An 18,578-nucleotide genomic window follows, 5' to 3' on the forward strand; every position below is an offset into this window, starting at 1 on the left:
TACAAAGAACGGAGGCTCATGCGATGAATCGGATTCGGAAATCTGGCGGATTCAGAGCTTCGATCTTTGTGATCGTGGTGGCTCTGGTCGTCTATGTTGCCGTGTACATGCCAACGCCGTATATCATATATTTGCCTGGCAGTGCAGATGAAGTAAAACCAATGGTGACCGTTAAGGGTGGGGACCAGGAAGAACGCGGTGTGTTCATGATGACAACCGTGTCGGCAACATATGCCAATGTGTTTTTGCTAGGAACCTCTCTGTTCAATAAAAATGCTCAAGTGGATAAAAAGGAAGACCGACTGCGCGGCAAAAGCGAAGCGGAATACTCTGCCGAACAGGTGTGGTTCATGAGTGACTCACAATCCTCCGCAATGGAGGCTGCATATGAGCAGGCTGGTGTGACTTACTCTATTGTACCTGAACATATCTTTGTATTTGGACTGTCCGAAGACCCAAAACCGGAAGGAGACATTGCTCCGGGAGATATCATTCTGGGAGTGAACGGAACAGCTACGCCGGATAATACGGTGCTTTCTGCCCAGTTAAAAGATAAAAAGGTCGGGGATACGGTCGAAATGCAATTGGAACGTGGTGGAGAGACCATTAGCCGGGACGTGAAACTGATCCAGGTAAAAGACAATAAAACAGGTGAAACCCGCCCGGGACTCGGAGTAATGATTGGTGCGGTTCAGAAGGTGAAAGCTGAAGATCCGGACAAACAGATCTCCTTCACCGATACTCAGGTTGGTGGTCCGTCTGCCGGCTTGATGTTTACGTTGGAGATCTATAACCAGTTAACACCTGGAGATCTGACCAAGGGGCATCGAATTGCGGGTACAGGTACCATTACCAAGGACGGTGTGGTGGGTGCCATTGGTGGTGTAGTGCACAAGATTGTAGCTGCTGATCGAAAAGAAGCGGAGATCTTCTTTGTACCCAAGGATAACTATAAGGAAGCAGCAGCCAAGGCTGAACAGATCGGCACCAAAATGAAACTTGTGCCTGTGAGCACGGTGGATGATGCGCTGGCTTATTTGAAAACCTTGTCCGTAAAATCATAGGATTTTAAATGGGCGGGAAGAGATCGAGCCAACGTTGAACCGGATAGATAAAGAACGGATAAAATCGGAATAATTGATTACAGTGGAATGAAGTGTGATCAAGAGATTTGAGAAGATCAACAGACTCACTAGACCCAAAGGGGTAGAGATACCCAAAAGATTTAAGAGAAAAAGAATTAAGAGAACAAGAGAAGTGAATAAGGAAATCCCCTTGTTGCGAGGTGCTTGAGAGGCGCGCAGCAAGGGGATTTTTTAATTGTATATTTGATTAACGAATAGTGGATATCAATGATCAGTTTGATGATGGAATAAAAAGCTCTATAGAGATGAAGCCTTATGGTCAAAAGCGGATTACAGTCTGACAGGTGACTCATAGTAGTCACTGAACATCTTGCGTGTGTCCCTATGCTCGCAAGCGAGCCCATACGCAACCTGAGCTTGTATATCCAGTTCCAGCTGATTGTGTGTGAACGTCGACGGTTTCAGCACAACAGGCAGTGACGCGGTTTTCTTCATTTGTTTAAGCAGGCTCTGCCCTTGAGCATTAAATCCGAGGACTCGGAGATATCCAGGTCCGGCAGCCAATTGCTCTGGTGAACACTCGGCTTTGGTGTGATTCAGGAGCAGGTGGGCGAGCATACGCTGGAGTTTGGTGCGTGTGTATCGTTTGGTCTTCAGTGCATTCAGGAGTGTTTCGACTGAAGGCTCCGGGAGCTGAGCGAGTGCACGGCTCAGCCGGTGTTCCAGGCCTTCCGTGACTTCGGCGATGCGTTCCAGCTCGGAGGCACGGCGGGTGGCCGCAAGGTGCAACAGCGGCTGTGCAAAGCGCTCCCAGTGTATGGGAGCGTGCCCTTCCTGCCATTCGCGATGCAGAATGGCAAGGGTTGCCGCCGGCACGTATGGCGCGGCGGCGTTGGGGCCGTCCGCCATCAAAAGGCGGCGGACGGCTGTTGCACTGGCGATCGCCCCCGGCCCGGGCGTCGCCTCATGATACGCGGCACCGGTACGCGCCGCCGTAAAGGGCTGGATCGCGCTGCCAAGTCGTTGCAGCGCGATCAGGTAGTGCAGCCCAAGCGAATTGTTGGGCTGCTCCAGCAGTGCAGCGGCGTCGTGAGCATCGACGCCGCCGGGCGCCAGTGCCGCCGCCGCGCCTGCGTACGCGGCGGGGTAGCTGGCGCCTTCCCGCAGGCGGCGCGCGATGTCCTCGCGCATCCCTGCGGGCTCCACAGCCAGCACGCGCGCAATGCGCTGCAGGCTGTCCAGGTCGCCGGACTCGCTGCCAAAGCACAGCGAGTCCACAACGCCGGTGCGGTGCAGCAGCGATACCGCACCGAAGGCAAACCACTCCGCCGGTTGTACCGCGTACGCAACCGGCAGTTCAAGCACGAGATCGGCGCCTGCGTGCAGCGCCATCTCGGTGCGCGCCCTTTTACCCACGATGGCGGGCTCGCCACGCTGGAGAAAAGGGCCGCTCATGACCGCAACAACGGCGTCTGCACCGCTTAGCCGCCGAGCTTCTTGCAAATGATAAACATGCCCATTGTGCAAGGGGTTATATTCAACAATGACGCCTACGGCTTTCATGATTAGACGTACTCCTTTCAATTGGATAACCGAGTATGTATAACATCCATTCCATCATAGGGGATGTCATGTATTAGATCAAATCATGCACCAATTCAGACAAGAAAAAGGCACAAATCCAACATCAACGGATGTCAGACTGTGCCTGCAAATCTATTGTATATTACACATTTTCGATATATGGAGAACGACCTCTTCATCATAATAAATCATCTTAATAAATCATCATAATAGGACACTTACCCATACACTTATATACATTAGGAAGAAGTTAGGCTAATCACATCTCACAATCTCAGTACGTTTAGACACTCTCCGGCACGGGAGAAAGACTTGCTTTAGGCCCGAAAAATTCATAATGAATGTTGTCCGCTGCCACACCAAGCGCCAAAAGCTCTGTATACACTACCCGCATGAACGAAACCGGTCCACACAGATAATAGGTGGCATCCAGTTCATCAATCACCTGGCGAAGCCAGACCGCATCCATATAACCTTCCTTATGAAAATACTCATTTTCATGATCAGAATCCTCAGGTTGAGTATAACAATAATAAGCTTTAACGCCCTGATTACGTTTGGCCAGACTGTTCACATGATCACGGAACGCGTGCGATTGACCATTGGGACTTGCATGCAAAAATGTAATGGTACGATTCTCATTCAAGTTAACCAGCGTATTTAACATGCTGATCATAGGCGTTAAGCCAACACCACCACTCAGGAGAACAACAGGTCGTTTATCGTCTGCATTCAGCGTGAAGTCACCAGCAGGAGCGGATAGCTCCACCAGACTACCTTCTTCAATGTGATCGTGGAGATACGTGGATATAACTCCGTCAGGGCGCTCTAACACACCTCGCTCACGCTTAACGGAAATGCGATAGTAAGGTTTACCCGGGGTGTCTGAAAGGCTATACTGACGAATCTGGGTAAATGTCTGTGCCTCCGGCTGGATTTTGATACTGATGTATTGTCCCGGTTCATAACTGGCAATGGGCTGACCATCCTCTGGAACGAGGTAAAAGGACGTGATGATTTCACTTTCCTGCACTTTCTTGGCAACCTTGAAGGTACGAAATCCTTCCCAGCCACCCGTCTGGTTTACCGCTTCCGTGTACATGTCCTGCTCGATCCCGATAAAGGCGTCTGCAATGACATTATAGGCTTCGCCCCACGCGGTGATAATCTCATCCGTTGCCGCGTCTCCGAGTACATCTTTGATGGCTCGAAGCAGATAGGTGCCGACAATCGCATATTGCTCGGGAACGATACCCAGGCTGCGATGTTTATGTGCAACTTGCCGGACGGCAGGCAGGATGGAGGACAAATTATCGATATGCAAGGCAGCGGTGTATACCATATTGGCGAGAACGGCTTGCTGTCGTCCCTGTTTTTGATTTGCGTGATTGAAAATATTCAGCAGTTCCGGATGTGCTGTAAACATCGTTTCATAGAAATGGCGTGTGATCGCTTCGCCGTGGACTTCAAGTACGGGTACTGTAGACTTAATGACTCTAATGGCGTGCTCACTTAACATACATTTTCCCTCCCGATATGATATGAAATAGTTGGATAATAAACAGTTATGGAGCAGATCGTGCTTTGGTTTATAGCAAGTATAGGTAGGGGGCAAAAGGGTCTGTGTGATATAGATCACACTAAACGTTAACGAAATGTGACCGCAGTTTGCAAGGAACTGCAACTAAAATGACGACTTGTGATTTATCTTGAAGTGAGTCTATAATAGACCAGATGGAGTAAACGTCTGTGCGGTCAGTGTTTTTAAAAAGGGTGTAAAGTTAAAAGTGTTGACAAACGTCTTGAAAAATCGGTATAATGATTTTTGTTTGTTAAGTCAATTTCATAATACTTTTAACGATGAATCGTCAGAATACATACAGTCAGGATATATTGCTTTACAAAAGCAGGCTTGACCTGTATAACTGTCGTGATACGTTTGACATGAATTATGAAATTGGTTTCGTTTGGAGTGATGGAAATGTTAATGCCATTTCGCAAAGTGGCTACCAGTGATGGTCCCCTGAAGTTTAACGAACAGTGGGATATCAAGGAACTGGTTTCTAACCGACAAGATATCACAGCCGTTACCCCGCTGACTGCGGACTTATCTGCAGAATTCAGAGAAGGTGACGTTGTGGATGTTCATGGCAAGCTGACAGTAGGAATGGACATGTTGTGCTCCCGTTGTCTTAAGCCGATCAATGAACATTTTCATATTGATTTTCATGAGCAATTCAAGCAGGGAAAACAGCCAGAGGAATTACATGAAGACGACGATACGCTCTATGTGGATGGGGATAGCGTTGATCTGAAAGGTTATGCCGAGGAAGCTTTTCTGCTGGATCTTCCGTTTATACCGCTATGTAGCGATACATGCAAAGGGTTATGCCCCAAGTGTGGCCATGAGCTGAACGAAGGTGACTGCGGTTGTGATAACCAGGTTATTGATCCGCGGCTTGCAGGGCTCAAGGATTTTTTTAAATGAGCATGATTGAAAATCGAACATTTTAAGACTACCTGCAAAGGTTGATTTTGATAAGGAGGTGGGAATAATGGCAGTACCTCAACGGAGAACGTCCAAGACGCGTCGCGACAAACGTCGCACTCACTTTAAATTGGCTGTACCGGGCATGGTGAAATGTGAACAATGTGGCGAACTTAAACTTAGTCACCACGTGTGCAAAGTGTGCGGAACGTACAAAGCAAGAGAGATCATCTCTCAATAATAGTTGGACATTAAGTAGCACTTCATTTCGATGAGGTGCTACTTTTTTTGGATTAGAGAGTGTAGGTAGAGTGAGCTAACTAGCATGGAATCCTTGCTCCACAAGGGTGAATTGTTTTTGTTAGGCCAGTCTTTCTTTTTGACACGGGATGAGATATACTATAGTTTAGTACCAGGTTCTAAGATTTGACGTTACATATAGAAGAACCATAATCCGTTTGAGAACGACCCTGGTGACCAGGGATGCAACTATAGAAGCAACACGAAAGAATGGTTGAACTGGCCGGACGGGACGGTTCCGTAAACGATACAGCGGGGGGTGTCAGGCATCGAACGTGTACCGAAGAGACAGAGGCAACAGCAGTTAACCAAAATGATAGAAGAGAACCCGTTTGTGACGGATCAGGAACTTACACGCCAATTGAAGGTGAGTATTCAGACGATTCGTCTTGACAGGCTGGAACTTGGAATACCCGAACTTCGGGAGCGGATGAAACTGATGGCAGAGCTCTCGTATGATCAGGTACGCTCGTTGCCCTTGCATGAGATAATCGGTGATATTGTGGATCTGCAACTGGACAAAAGCGGGATTTCCCTGTTTGAGATTAAGGAAGAACACGTGTTTTCCAGAACAGGCATTGCACGTGGACACTATGTCTTTGCGCAGGCTAACTCCTTGGCTGTAGCGATTATTAATGACGAGATCGCGTTGACTGCATCAGCAGACATTCGCTTTGTCCGTTCGGTTCATTTGGGAGAGAAATGTATTGCAAAGGCTTATGTGCGATCGATTCCGGGTCAAAAGGGCAAAGCCAAAGTGGAAGTATTCACTTATGTAGGTGAAGAAATGGTGTTTCAAGGCAACTTTGTAATCTACCATTCAGGTGGAGAAGACAGCGGAGAAGGAGGTCATTTGGAATGAAAATCGTCATTGATGCCATGGGAGGCGACAATGCACCTGCATCAACGGTAGAAGGTGCGATTGCCGCAGCCACGGAATGGGCGGATACACAGATCGTCCTGATCGGCGATGAAGCCAAGCTGGAGCCTCTTTTGAGTCAGTCAGGTGTGAGACCTGCCAATCTTACGGTCCGGCATGCTTCCGAAGTTATTGGTTCGGATGATGAACCCGTCAAAGCAGTGCGTCGCAAGAAGGATGCCTCCATGGTGGTCGCTGGCCGCATGCTGAAAGAGGGCGAAGCGGACGCGATGATCTCGGCGGGAAATACTGGAGCGTTGATGACAGCGGGTTTGCTTGTTGTAGGTCGCATGGAAGGCATTGAACGTCCGGCGCTAGCGCCTATGATTCCAACGATTGATGATGTAGGTGTGCTTGCGCTGGATCTTGGAGCGAATATGGATGCCAAACCGGAGCACCTTGCACAGTATGGCCTGATGGGCAGTTTGTATCGGCAAAAAGTACAGGGCATTGAGTCCCCGCGAGTGGGCTTGCTCAATGTAGGAACAGAGCCAGGCAAGGGAAATGAGTTAACCAAACATGCATATCCTTTACTGGAACAACTCCCAATTCGTTTTGTCGGTAATGTTGAGGCACGTGATGTGCTGACTGGTGCTTGTGATGTGCTTGTATGTGACGGTTTTGCAGGAAATATCCTGCTGAAGTCGCTGGAAGGCACAGCAGGTGCCATTTTCGCCTTGCTTAAGGAACAATTTTCATCTTCTCTCAAAAGTAAACTGGCTGCAGCTGTACTAATGCCTGAGCTGCGTGGGTTGAAACGAAAGCTGGATTATACGGAGCATGGCGGAGCGCCACTCCTCGGTTTGAGCAGACTGGTTGTGAAAAGTCATGGATCTGCTGATGGCAATGCCATCAAAAATGCTGTGCGCCAAGCTCGGATTGCAGTGCAGAATCAGCTGGTAGAGAGCATATCTAAGGAAATTAGCGGGAAGTGAGTGACGATATGAATAATTTGCGCCCAGTAGGGATTATTGGTACAGGGAAATATGTGCCTGAGAAAATTTTGACAAATAGCGATCTGGAGAAAATGGTCGATACCAATGACGAGTGGATCGTCAGTCGTACAGGAATCAAAGAGCGTCACATCGCCGCACCCGATCAGGCAACTTCTGATCTGGCTTATGAAGCGGCTATTAAAGCCCTTGAATCTGCAGGTATGACAGGCAGTGATCTTGATCTGATTATTGTTGCAACCATTACCCCGGATTCTTCGTTCCCATCGACAGCCTGCATCTTACAGGACAAATTGGGTGCAAAAGGTGCCGCGGCATTTGATCTGTCGGCTGCTTGTTCCGGATTTGTATACGGTTTGGCTAGTGCTACGAGTTTCATCCAAAGCGGTATGTACAACAATGCACTTGTGATTGGTGCGGACTGCTTGTCTCGTATTACGGATTATACAGACCGTAACACTTGTGTCCTCTTTGGTGATGGAGCAGGGGCGGTAGTCGTTGGTGAAGTTCCGGAAGGTCGCGGATTCAAAGCGTTCGATCTCGGTGCCGAAGGTTCTGGCGGTAGTCTTCTTCAGATGGAAGGCGGCGGTTCCCGTCTGCCTGCTACTGCAGAGACCGTTGAAAATAAAAAACATTACATCAACATGAACGGTCGTGAAGTGTTTAAGTTTGCGGTACGTGTCATGGGGACGGCTACCATTGAGGTATTACGCAAGGCTGGTATGGAGCGTACGGATGTGGATCTGTTTGTTCCTCACCAAGCGAATATTCGGATTATTCAATCTGCGATGCAGCGACTTGAACTTCCTGAAGAAAAGGTTGTAGTCAACGTGGATAAGTATGCAAACACATCTGCTGCTTCCATACCGCTTGCTCTGGTAGAAGCAGCGGAGGAAGGTCGCATGAAAGCCGGAGATACCGTTCTGATGGTTGGATTCGGTGGCGGTTTGACATGGGGGGCATCGGTACTCGTTTGGTAAAATAGACATCTGGGAGATGAATGAGATGGGTAAAATAGCATTTGTATTTCCCGGACAGGGATCACAGGCTGTAGGCATGGCCAAGGACGCGTATGAGTCCGTGCCTGCGGCAACCGAAATTTTTCGCACAGCAGATGAAACATTGGGTTTCTCGCTGAGTAACCTTGTATTTGAAGGACCGGAGACCGAGTTGAAACAGACATCAAATACACAACCGGCTCTGTTGACAGCAAGTATTGCCTTGCTTGAAGCTTTCAAAGAAAAAGGAATTCAGCCTGACTATACGGCTGGACACAGTCTGGGAGAATACAGTGCACTGGTGGCAGCGGGCGTTCTTTCGTTTGCTGACGCAGTGAGCACTGTGCGGGCGCGTGGTCAGTATATGGAGCAGGCAGTACCGGGTGGACAAGGAGCGATGGCTGCTGTGTTGGGTGCGGATCGGGAAGCGCTGGGGGTGCTTTGCCGTGACGTATCTGAAAGTGGTCATGCGGTTGAACTTGCCAACATTAATTGTCCGGGACAAATCGTCATTTCTGGTGTGAAGGAAGGCGTAGCTGCTGTCGCGGAACGAGTGAAAGAAGCAGGCGGTAAACGCGCCATTGCATTGGAAGTAAGCGGTCCGTTCCACTCTTCATTGATGAAGGGTGCAGCTGAGAAGCTGGCAGAGAAACTGAAAACCGTTACGTTCTCACCGGCAGCGGTCCCTGTAGTCGCTAATGTGACTGCAAGACCTGCAGAGGATGGACAGGTTCAGGATTTGTTGACAGCTCAGGTCTATTCTCCTGTATTATGGGAAGACAGTGTGACATGGCTTATTGAGCAAGGCGTGGATACGTTCATCGAGATTGGATCTGGCAGTGTATTGACCGGTTTGATTAAAAAAACAGATAAAACCGTAAAACTGTACAATGTGAACAGTCTTGAAACGCTCGAAGCAACGGCAAGTGAATTAGAAGGAATTATATGAGTTAAACTAAACTTTTTACACGAGAACGGAGAGGACAGAAAAAACCTGAAGAAGCGGAGTGTTCGCCTTTATCACCGGATTTTCCCTTTAGAAAAGGGAATCAAAAAATCTGGGGATAACAGCGATCGGAAGGTTATTCTGTCATCGGAGTGGCAAGTGTAAACATTCTTTGGTTGAACTGATATAGATTTGGGGAAAGGAGGAATGATTATGTCTAAACCATTAGAAGGTAAAAATGCACTCGTTACCGGGGCATCCCGGGGCATCGGGCGCAGTATTGCACTGGCACTTGCAGAAGCTGGAGCGAACGTAGCCGTGAATTATGCGGGTAGCCAAGCGGCAGCTGAGGAAGTGGCGGAAGCGATTCGTGCCAAAGGAGTCAAGGCGATTACACTTCAAGCCAATGTTGGCCTGATGGATGAAGCTGAACAAATGGTCAAAGCTACACTCGAAGCATGGGGCAACGTTGATATTCTGGTGAACAATGCTGGAATTACCCGTGATAATCTGATCATGCGTATGAAAGAGGAAGAATTCGATCAGGTTATTGAAACCAATCTCAAAGGTGTGTTTAACTGCCTTAAGGCGGTTACACGTCCAATGATGAAACAACGGTCGGGAAGAATTATCAATATCTCCTCGGTTGTAGGTGTGCTCGGTAATGCTGGACAAGCGAACTATGTTGCTGCCAAGGCAGGAGTCATTGGCCTGACAAAGGCATCTGCTCGTGAACTGGCTTCTCGTGGAATCACAGTTAACTGTGTTGCACCAGGTTTCATTGAGACAGATATGACAAAAGAGTTGTCCCAGGAGCTGGTGGACGGTATGCTAAGTGGTATTCCGTTGTCCCGTTTGGGTCAGCCGGATGAAATCGCTGGTGTAGTCACGTTCCTGGCTTCACAGGCTTCATCTTATATGACAGGGCAGACACTGCATGTCGATGGTGGCATGTACATGTAATTCTTCCCGGACTTGAACAATAGTCGGGGAACAGGCGCTGGACGATCCGAAATGCCGGAAAAAGGCCGGGTTCCCCGGCCGGGAGCCGCATATGTCTTCTATGGCATTTTGCCTGCGATTCTCGTATAATACCAAAGAAGGAGGTGAACCGGATGTCCGATGTATTGGAGCGTGTAAAACGCATCGTCGTCGACCGCTTGGGCGCAGACGAAGCTGAAGTTACACTTGAAGCATCTTTCAAAGAAGATTTGGGTGCTGATTCTTTGGATGTAGTGGAATTGGTCATGGAATTGGAAGATGAATTTGATTTGGAAATCTCTGATGAAGATGCAGAAAAAATCACGACCGTAGGTGAAGTTGTAAACTACATACAATCTCATACCTAAAGTCATTTTAGTCCCGCACATGTTTTCGAACAGGCGGGACTTCTCATCATTCATTGGTTTTTCTCATTCCGCAAGCAGCTCTACTCAAGCAAGCCTATCTTGGTTGAGTAGATGTCTGTTTGCGGATATTCCCACAAAATACTTGCGTAATGCAGTCGATATAGAGGTGACTCGGTTTGAAACAAAGAGTAGTAATTACCGGAATGGGCGTAATGACATCGCTCGGAAAAGATTTGGAAACGTTCTGGGGCAGTTTAATGGCAGGAAAGTCCGGAATTTCTCAGATTGAGGCGTTTGATGTTAGTGAATACACGACACAGATTGCAGCCGAGATCAAGGATTTCAACCCGGAAGAATATATGGATCGCAAGGATGCTCGCAAAATGGATCGTTTTGTACAGTTCGCTGTGGCAGCCGGCTTCAAAGCCGTTGAAGACAGTGGTCTGAAAATTAACGAGAATATTGATGCAGAGCGTTTCGGTGTATCTATCGGATCAGGTATTGGTGGATTGGGTACGTGGGAGGACCAACATAATGCATTGTTGCAAAAAGGTCCAAAACGGGTAAGCCCATTCTTTATTCCCATGATGATCTCGAACATGGCTTCAGGCCAAATGTCCATTTCCCTTGGCGCCAAAGGTCCTAACATTAACGTTGTTACTGCTTGTGCAACAGGTACACACTCCATCGGAGATTCCTTCAAGCTGATTGCCAATGGTGATGCAGATGCCATGATCTGTGGTGGTGCGGAAGCAACAATCAGACCAACGGGTCTTGCAGGGTTCTGTGCGATGCGCGCAATGTCTACACGTAATGATGATCCTGCGAAGTCAAGCCGTCCTTTTGATACAGAACGTGATGGTTTTGTTATGGGCGAAGGCGCTGGTGTTATGATTCTGGAATCCCTGGAGCATGCTCAAAAACGTGGTGCACGCATTTATGGTGAAGTGATCGGTTACGGTCTGACAGGCGATGCACATCATATGACAGAACCAGATCCGGACGGAGCAGCACGTTGCATGAAGATGGCACTTCGTAATGCGGGCATTGAGCCTGAAGAAGTGGACTACATTAATGCACACGGAACTTCGACGCCTGTAGGCGACAGATCCGAAACGCTTGCGATCAAAAAGGCGTTTGGTGATCATGCGTACAAGCTCGCCGTGAGTTCCACTAAATCCATGACGGGCCACATGCTTGGCGCTGCTGGTGGTGTAGAAGCGGTTATCTGCGGATTGTCACTGACACATCAGACACTGGCTCCTACGATTAACCTGGAAAATCAGGACCCGGAATGTGATCTGGATTATGTACCAAATGTTCCACGTCAAACCAAAGTTAATATTGCCATGTCCAATTCATTTGGATTCGGCGGTCACAATGCCACCATTATTCTCAAAAAATTTGAAGCATAAGGGGCTAGTTCGTTTGAGTGAAGATCTGAAGCAGTTACAACATAAACTTCAAATCAAATTTGACAACAGGCAGCTTTTAAAACAAGCGTTTACCCATGCTTCTTATGTAAACGAACACCGGTTCAGTCAGCATCAGGACAACGAGCGCCTGGAGTTTCTGGGCGATGCCGTGCTGGAACTGACTGTATCGGAGTACTTGTATCATTTGTATCCTAACCGTCCGGAAGGTGAATTAACTAAGCTGCGGGCATCCATTGTCTGTGAGCCTTCCCTCGTCAAATTTGCTGAAGCGTTGGGTTTTGGGCAGTATGTACTTCTTGGTAAAGGTGAGGAACTAACTGGAGGACGGACACGACCGGCTCTGCTGGCGGATGTGTTTGAATCTTTCATTGGTGCATTGTATCTGGATCAGGGGCTTGCGCCTGTTCGGACATTTCTTGATCAGCATGTCTTCCCATTAATCGTATTGGGCAGCAAGCTGCAAATGAGTGATTACAAAACGGAACTGCAGGAACTTACTCAGCATCACAATATGGGAGCTTTGGAATACCGTATCGTTGAGGAACGGGGACCTGCCCATGAACGTGAGTTTGTCTCGGAGGTCCATATGGGTCAAGAAAGGCTTGGCAGAGGTACAGGACGTTCCAAAAAGGAAGCGGAACAACAGGCTGCATCTGCAGCACTTGATCGACTGAAGCTTCCGGAAGCCGGAGCTTAACCGATAGCGCATAGACAAACGAAGAGCAAAGAGCAGCCCGCGGGTCCGCCCCGGCGGAAGTAATCGGCCGGACTGCTTTTTGCTCTTTTTTTGTAAAGAGGTTCAGGGGGAGTTAGCCTGATCGTTAACTAAATAAGTGAACTTTATTTTAGTTCAATTTATTTAGGCGCTTGAATGCAATACTTGAAATTTGCAAGAGGAGGTGACGAGAAACCCTATGTTTTTAAAACGGATTGAATTGGGTGGATTCAAGTCATTCGCCGACAAAACGGAGATGGAGTTCGTTCGTGGCATTACGGCTGTTGTAGGTCCGAACGGAAGTGGAAAGAGTAATATATCGGACGGAATCCGTTGGGTTCTGGGTGAACAAAGTGCCAAGTCGCTGCGTGGTGGCAAGATGGAAGATATCATCTTTGCAGGCAGTGACGCACGGAAGGCCGTTAATTTCGGTGAGGTGTCGCTAACGCTTGATAACGAGGATCACGCACTTGCATTGGATTTCGGTGAGGTGACAGTGACTCGTCGTGTACATCGCAGCGGAGATAGTGAATATTTTATCAACAAACAATCTTGTCGTTTGAAGGATATCACGGAGTTATTTATGGATACCGGCATCGGTAAGGAAGCCTACTCGATTATTGGACAGGGGCGAATCGAAGAGATTCTGAGTACCCGTTCAGAGGATCGCAGAGGTATCTTTGAAGAAGCTTCAGGTATCGTTAAATATAAATCCCGCAAGCGGGATGCGACGCGCAAACTGGATGAGACAGAGCAGAATTTGCTGCGTATTCATGATCTGGTGACCGAACTGGAAGATCAGATTGGTCCGCTGAAGGAACAATCGGAGAAAGCGATCCATTATAAGGAACTTCGTTCTCAGCTCAAATCGCAGGAAATTTCCATGTATGTGTACCAGATCGAACAGATTCATGCGTCCTGGAGTAAGGCGAACGAGCGCCTGCAATCGCTAAAACAGGAAGAGGTTGGACTCGCAGCGATTGTCTCTACGCATGATGCCAAGCTGGAAAATGATCGGAATGCGCTGCGTATCCTGGAAACAGAGACAGAGCAACTGCAAGCCGCTTTATTACAATTCAGTGAAGCGACAGAGAAAAGTGAAGGGCTTGGAGAATTGCTCAAGGAGCGCTCCCACCATCTGCAAACAAATCAGGAGCAGCTCAAAGTAACGCTTGCCGCCAGTGAAGAGAGACATCGCGAACGGGAAAGCGAACTGCTTGCACTGCGTGAGAAGTTTGGCAAACTTGAGCATGAACTGAATGATGTGAAAAATCAGTTGTCTCAGGAAGAAGCCAAACTCATCGGTGTTACAGGCGGCATTAGTCAGCAGCAAGAGGAAAGTCTCAAAGGAAACTTGCTGGAACTGATGAATCAGATGGCTCAGACACGCAATGAAATTCGTTATGTGGATCAGCAGAAAGAAACGCTGGAGCGCAGAATGAATCGCGCTGCTGAGGAATCGGGCAAATGGGAAGATCAAAAAGAGACACTGGAAAGTCGTAAAGCGGACATTGAGAAAAAAGTTGTTCGTTTGGGCAAAGAAATCAGTGATCTACGTGGTGGATATATTACGGAAAGTGAACGACTCCAGTCGCTGCAGAAGCTGCTCGAAGAAAGTCGGGGTACGGTCCGTAAATGGGAACAGAAGCGTGAAGCTCAAGTTTCCCGCCGCGATACGATGAAAGAGATGCAGGATGATTTTGACGGATTCATGCTGGGTGTCAAGGAAGTCCTCAAGGCTTCACGTAAAGGTACGCTGAGCGGTGTTCATGGAGCTGTAGCTGAACTCGTCAAAGTTCCCGAGAAGATCGAACTTGCGGTAGAAACAGCAATGGGAGCATCCTTGCAGCATGTAGTCATGGAAAATGAATCAGTTTCCAGACAGGCAATCGCTTTCCTGAAGCAACGCCAGTTGGGGCGTGCAACGTTCCTGCCTCTGGATGTCATTCGTCCTCGTGCCATTGGAGCAGCTGAACGTTCCATGATCGAAGGTATGGAGGGTTTTGTGGGGATCGGTGCTGATCTCGTTCAATTCGAATCCAAGTACGCTTCGATCATTGGTAGCTTGCTCGGTAATGTTATTATTGCCGAAACGCTGGAGGTCGCCAATAAAATTGCGGCGCGCTGCCAGTATCGTTTTCGGGTTGTGACACTTGAAGGTGACGTGGTCAATGCGGGTGGTTCCATGACGGGTGGTAGCCAGCACAAGAAAAATGTGAGTCTGCTCAGTCGGAAACGGCAGCTGGACCAGCTCGATCAGGATATTTTGGATACGGAAAATCAGATCGTGAAACTGCATCGCAGTGTGGATGAGGTAAAAGTTCAGCTGAAGCAGTGTCAGGACAAACTGGATGAACTTCGTCAGTCCGGTGATGATACCCGAAATGCAGAACAGCAGGCTTCGATGGAAATGAAGCAGGTAGAGCATGAGCTTCGCCATGTGCTTGAACAGGTTGCTGTTGCGGGGCAGGAGAAGAGCGGCTTTACCGAAGAGATCAAAGAGCTGGATACGGCTCGCATCGTCGCTGTGAAGAAGCTGGAGCAGCTTGAAGAGGAAGAAAAAGCGACTCATCGTGCCATTCATGCAGCTGAGTTTGCTCGGAAAGCCAATGAATCCGCGAAGGAAGAATTGCAGAGCCAACTCACCGAATTGAAAGTGCGCGAAGGTAAGCTCGATCAGGAGCGATTCTCCAATGGGGAACAATTGCGACGTCTGGAGCGAGAAGTGGAGTCGTTGGTGAAAGATCTTCGTCAGAATCGCACGTTGCTGGCTTCGATGGAAGCAGATCTCAAGAAAACACAGACCGAGAGTGTCAAGCAGATTGAAGATCTGAACCAGTACAAGCTGAAAAAAGCGGAAGCTTCCCAAGAGCTGGACTTCAAACGTGCTGCACGAAGTGAGTTGTCGAAAAAGCTTGAGCTTGCAGAGAGCGAAACGAAGGAACAGCGCACGCAGTTAAAAGCTGTGGAAGAGCAGATGCGACAGACGGAAATTTCCGTGAACCGGCTGGATGTTGAGCTGGAAAATATACTGCGGAAACTGACGGATGAATACGAACTGGGCTATGAACTGGCCAAAGAGCGTTATCCTGTGCCGGAAGATGTGGAGCATACACAGGCAGAGGTACAGAAGCTGAAGCGCAGTATATCCGCCCTGGGTGATGTTAACCTAGGAGCGATTGAGGAGTTCCAGCGAGTCAATGAGCGATACGAGTTCCTGAGTGAACAGAAGAATGACCTGGTGGAAGCTAAAACAACGTTGTATCAGGTTATTCGGGAAATGGAAGACGAGATGGCGAAGCGATTCAAGATTACGTTTGATGCCATCCGCCGTGAGTTCGGTACCGTGTTTACCAAGCTGTTTGGCGGGGGACGTGCTGACCTTGTTCTCATGGACCCGGAGCGCTTGCTTGAAACGGGAATAGATATTGTGGCTCAGCCACCAGGCAAGAAACTGCAAAACCTGCAACTGTTATCCGGTGGCGAGCGGGCTTTGACGGCGATGGCTTTGTTATTTGCTATTCTGCATGTCAAACCGGTACCATTCTGCGTGCTGGATGAAGTAGAGGCAGCACTGGACGAAGCTAACGTGGTACGTTTTGCTCAGTACTTGCGTGAATTCTCCGAACAGACACAGTTTATCGTTGTTACCCATCGTAAAGGTACGATGGAAGAGGCTGATGTGCTGTACGGTGTTACAATGGAAGAGGGCGGAGTATCCAAGCTCGTTTCGGTTAAATTGGAAGATGAGGAAGCAGTAATTGCCTGATCTGATCCAAACCTGCGAGACAAATGAACTCATTGTAATCATTGAAAATCATTCAGATTGAGCATTTTTGCAAAAACGCTTAGATTATGTACACGATGGAGGGGCTTTATGAGTTTTTTTAAAAAGCTTAGAGACAGCATTGCAAGCAAAACGGAGTCGGTCACCAAACAGTTCAAAGATGGATTGGAAAAGACACGTAAAGGGTTAGTGGAAAAAGTGTCGGATCTCGTAATCCGCCGCAAAAAAATCGATGAAGAGTTCTATGAAGAACTGGAAGAGATTTTAATCGGAGCAGACGTTGGCGTGAATACAGTCATGAATCTGATCGAAGACCTGCGCGTTGAGGTGAAAAAACGCAAAATTGAGGATGCGGCTGAGCTGCAGCCTGTATTGTCCGAGAAACTGACGGATCTTCTTCGCGGTGAACAGAACAATGAATTGAAAATGAATCCGGATGGCATTACCGTCATTTTGTTCGTTGGTGTTAACGGTGTGGGTAAAACAACAACGATTGGCAAGCTGGCACATCGATTTAAACAACAAGGTAAAAAAGTCATCATGGCAGCTGGAGATACGTTCCGTGCCGGAGCCATTGAACAGCTGGAAGTATGGGGGCAACGTGCCGGTGTTGATGTGATCAAACAGCAATCTGGTTCTGATCCAGCAGCGGTTATGTATGATGCGGTACAGGCAGCGAAACAACGGGGTGCGGATGTTCTGCTCTGTGATACAGCAGGTCGTCTGCAAAACAAATCTAACCTGATGGACGAGCTTAACAAGATCTATCGTGTCATTCAGCGTGAAATTCCGGATGCTCCGCATGAAGTACTGATGGTACTGGATGCAACAACAGGTCAAAATGCTTTGAACCAAGCCAAACTTTTCGGTGAGAAAAGCGGTGTAACTGGCCTCGTACTGACGAAACTGGATGGAACAGCCAAAGGGGGGATCGTTGTTGCGATCCGTCAGGAGCTGGACTTGCCTGTGAAGCTCGTAGGACTTGGTGAAAAAATTGATGATCTGCAGCCGTTTGATTCGGAGCAATTTGTGCATGCTTTGTTCGCCGGATTGATCCAGGAACAGCCAGCGGAAAGTGCTGAAGAAGAGGAAGCTAATTCCTAGAATCATTAATAATAGAATGAATTAATATAATGTTAACCGTATTGCCAGTGATATACGTGATAAGTGTCACGTGTAATGTCACTGGCAATACGTGTATAATGGAGGAATAAAGAAGGCAATGTTAAAGGGTTAGAAAGGACGGTTGAAAATGGCCAATACGTATACCTATTCTCGCCGTGAAGAAGTCGCCAATGCGGTGACACATGGAATCGGCGCTGCACTCAGTGTAGCTGCACTGGTGATATTGATTGTATTTTCAAGTATGAAAGGCACGGCTTGGCATGTGGTCAGTTTCACGATCTACGGAATCACCATGCTGCTGCTCTATACAAGTTCTACACTCGTGCATGCATGGAAAGATGGAAAAGTGAAAGATTTATTTGAGATTTTCGACCATTCTTCCATTTATTTGTTTATTGCGGGATCGTACACTCCGCTTTTGTTTATTGCTGTTCGCGGTACACTTGGATGGACCCTGTTTGGTATAATCTGGGGTATCGCATTATTCGGCGTGATCTTTAAGGCATTTTTTACGAAAAAGTTTCTATTCATGTCCACGATTTTTTATATTGCGATGGGCTGGCTGATCGTTATTGCCTGGCAACCGCTTATGGCTGCCATTCCTACAGGCGGTATTGTGCTGCTGGTTGCTGGAGGCCTGATGTATACACTGGGTACGCTCTTTTATGTATGGCGTGGATTTCCGTACCACCATGCGATTTGGCATCTCTTTGTGTTAGCAGGCAGTATTCTTCATTTCTTTATGGTACTGCTGTACCTGACACCACTTCGTTAGAACACCATAAACGGATGCATCTCCACGGACTGAGACGCATTCGTTTTTTCTTCTACATAGAGGTGAATCGCAGAGATACAGACAGGATTTGCTTGTTGTAAAAAAGGGTATAAACCAC

Annotated in this window: 16 protein-coding genes; 14 read left to right on the top strand and 2 right to left on the bottom strand. The window is 48.0% G+C overall.

The genetic code is table 11. From position 1 onward, the window contains the following. Positions 1 to 23 precede the first annotated feature (23 nt). Positions 24 to 1,064: a SepM family pheromone-processing serine protease gene (locus tag MHI12_RS10800; protein WP_405172362.1), complete on the top strand. Its 1,041-nt coding sequence runs from the start codon at positions 24 to 26 to the stop codon at positions 1,062 to 1,064. Between the two features lie 351 nt (positions 1,065 to 1,415). Here the strand turns inward: MHI12_RS10800 and MHI12_RS10805 are convergent, their stop codons facing one another. Together MHI12_RS10805 and hmpA are read right to left on the bottom strand one after the other, a co-directional pair. Then, complete coding sequence (locus tag MHI12_RS10805; RefSeq protein WP_405172363.1) at positions 1,416 to 2,648, bottom strand: nucleotidyltransferase; 1,233 nt, start codon at positions 2,646 to 2,648, stop codon at positions 1,416 to 1,418. 304 nt (positions 2,649 to 2,952) lie between these two features. Continuing rightward, positions 2,953 to 4,188, bottom strand: coding sequence for an NO-inducible flavohemoprotein (gene hmpA, locus MHI12_RS10810; RefSeq protein WP_405172364.1), 1,236 nt, complete (start codon positions 4,186 to 4,188; stop codon positions 2,953 to 2,955). Positions 4,189 to 4,650: 462 nt separating this feature from the next. On the opposite strand from hmpA, the gene MHI12_RS10815 reads away from it, so the two are divergent. From MHI12_RS10815 to MHI12_RS10875, 13 genes are all read left to right on the top strand, one after another. Beyond that, complete coding sequence (locus MHI12_RS10815) at positions 4,651 to 5,157, top strand: DUF177 domain-containing protein (protein ID WP_338593788.1); 507 nt, start codon at positions 4,651 to 4,653, stop codon at positions 5,155 to 5,157. Positions 5,158 to 5,224: 67 nt separating this feature from the next. Next, positions 5,225 to 5,398 (top strand): 50S ribosomal protein L32, encoded by a 174-nt coding sequence (rpmF, locus tag MHI12_RS10820; protein ID WP_017689233.1) that lies wholly within the window; start codon positions 5,225 to 5,227, stop codon positions 5,396 to 5,398. Positions 5,399 to 5,770: 372 nt separating this feature from the next. Beyond that, entirely contained in the window at positions 5,771 to 6,319 is a 549-nt protein-coding gene (fapR, locus tag MHI12_RS10825; RefSeq protein ID WP_047842457.1) for a transcription factor FapR, read from the top strand. Further along, positions 6,316 to 7,311: a phosphate acyltransferase PlsX gene (gene plsX, locus MHI12_RS10830; RefSeq protein WP_017689231.1), complete on the top strand. Its 996-nt coding sequence runs from the start codon at positions 6,316 to 6,318 to the stop codon at positions 7,309 to 7,311. The genes fapR and plsX overlap by 4 nt, the downstream gene beginning before the upstream one ends. Positions 7,312 to 7,319: 8 nt before the next feature. After that, the gene (locus tag MHI12_RS10835) at positions 7,320 to 8,309 is read left to right on the top strand and encodes a beta-ketoacyl-ACP synthase III (RefSeq protein ID WP_405172365.1); all 990 of its coding nucleotides are present in this window, start codon (positions 7,320 to 7,322) and stop codon (positions 8,307 to 8,309) included. 25 nt (positions 8,310 to 8,334) lie between these two features. After that, positions 8,335 to 9,276 carry an ACP S-malonyltransferase gene (fabD, locus tag MHI12_RS10840; RefSeq protein WP_076249833.1) on the top strand — a complete coding sequence of 314 codons (942 nt, stop codon included), beginning with the start codon at positions 8,335 to 8,337 and terminating at the stop codon, positions 9,274 to 9,276. Between the two features lie 210 nt (positions 9,277 to 9,486). Then, positions 9,487 to 10,236, top strand: coding sequence for a 3-oxoacyl-[acyl-carrier-protein] reductase (gene fabG, locus MHI12_RS10845; RefSeq protein WP_017689228.1), 750 nt, complete (start codon positions 9,487 to 9,489; stop codon positions 10,234 to 10,236). A gap of 152 nt (positions 10,237 to 10,388) precedes the next feature. Beyond that, positions 10,389 to 10,622, top strand: a complete 234-nt coding sequence (gene acpP / locus MHI12_RS10850; RefSeq protein WP_024630176.1) for an acyl carrier protein — start codon at positions 10,389 to 10,391, stop codon at positions 10,620 to 10,622. A 176-nt stretch (positions 10,623 to 10,798) separates the two neighbouring features. Next, positions 10,799 to 12,037 (top strand): beta-ketoacyl-ACP synthase II, encoded by a 1,239-nt coding sequence (fabF, locus tag MHI12_RS10855; protein WP_036609459.1) that lies wholly within the window; start codon positions 10,799 to 10,801, stop codon positions 12,035 to 12,037. Between the two features lie 13 nt (positions 12,038 to 12,050). Next, the gene (gene rnc, locus MHI12_RS10860) at positions 12,051 to 12,755 is read left to right on the top strand and encodes a ribonuclease III (RefSeq protein WP_036670338.1); all 705 of its coding nucleotides are present in this window, start codon (positions 12,051 to 12,053) and stop codon (positions 12,753 to 12,755) included. A gap of 217 nt (positions 12,756 to 12,972) precedes the next feature. Continuing rightward, on the top strand, positions 12,973 to 16,542 hold the full coding sequence (gene smc / locus MHI12_RS10865; RefSeq protein ID WP_405172366.1) for a chromosome segregation protein SMC: 3,570 nt from the start codon (positions 12,973 to 12,975) through the stop codon (positions 16,540 to 16,542). Positions 16,543 to 16,650: 108 nt separating this feature from the next. After that, positions 16,651 to 17,664, top strand: a complete 1,014-nt coding sequence (ftsY, locus tag MHI12_RS10870) for a signal recognition particle-docking protein FtsY (protein ID WP_091031943.1) — start codon at positions 16,651 to 16,653, stop codon at positions 17,662 to 17,664. 148 nt (positions 17,665 to 17,812) lie between these two features. Further along, positions 17,813 to 18,460, top strand: coding sequence for a hemolysin III family protein (locus MHI12_RS10875; RefSeq protein WP_017689222.1), 648 nt, complete (start codon positions 17,813 to 17,815; stop codon positions 18,458 to 18,460). Positions 18,461 to 18,578: the final 118 nt, after the last annotated feature.

The organism is Paenibacillus sp. FSL H8-0280, assembly GCF_045040665.1.
In the GTDB taxonomy this organism is placed as follows: Bacteria; Bacillota; Bacilli; order Paenibacillales; family Paenibacillaceae; genus Paenibacillus; species Paenibacillus xylanexedens_A.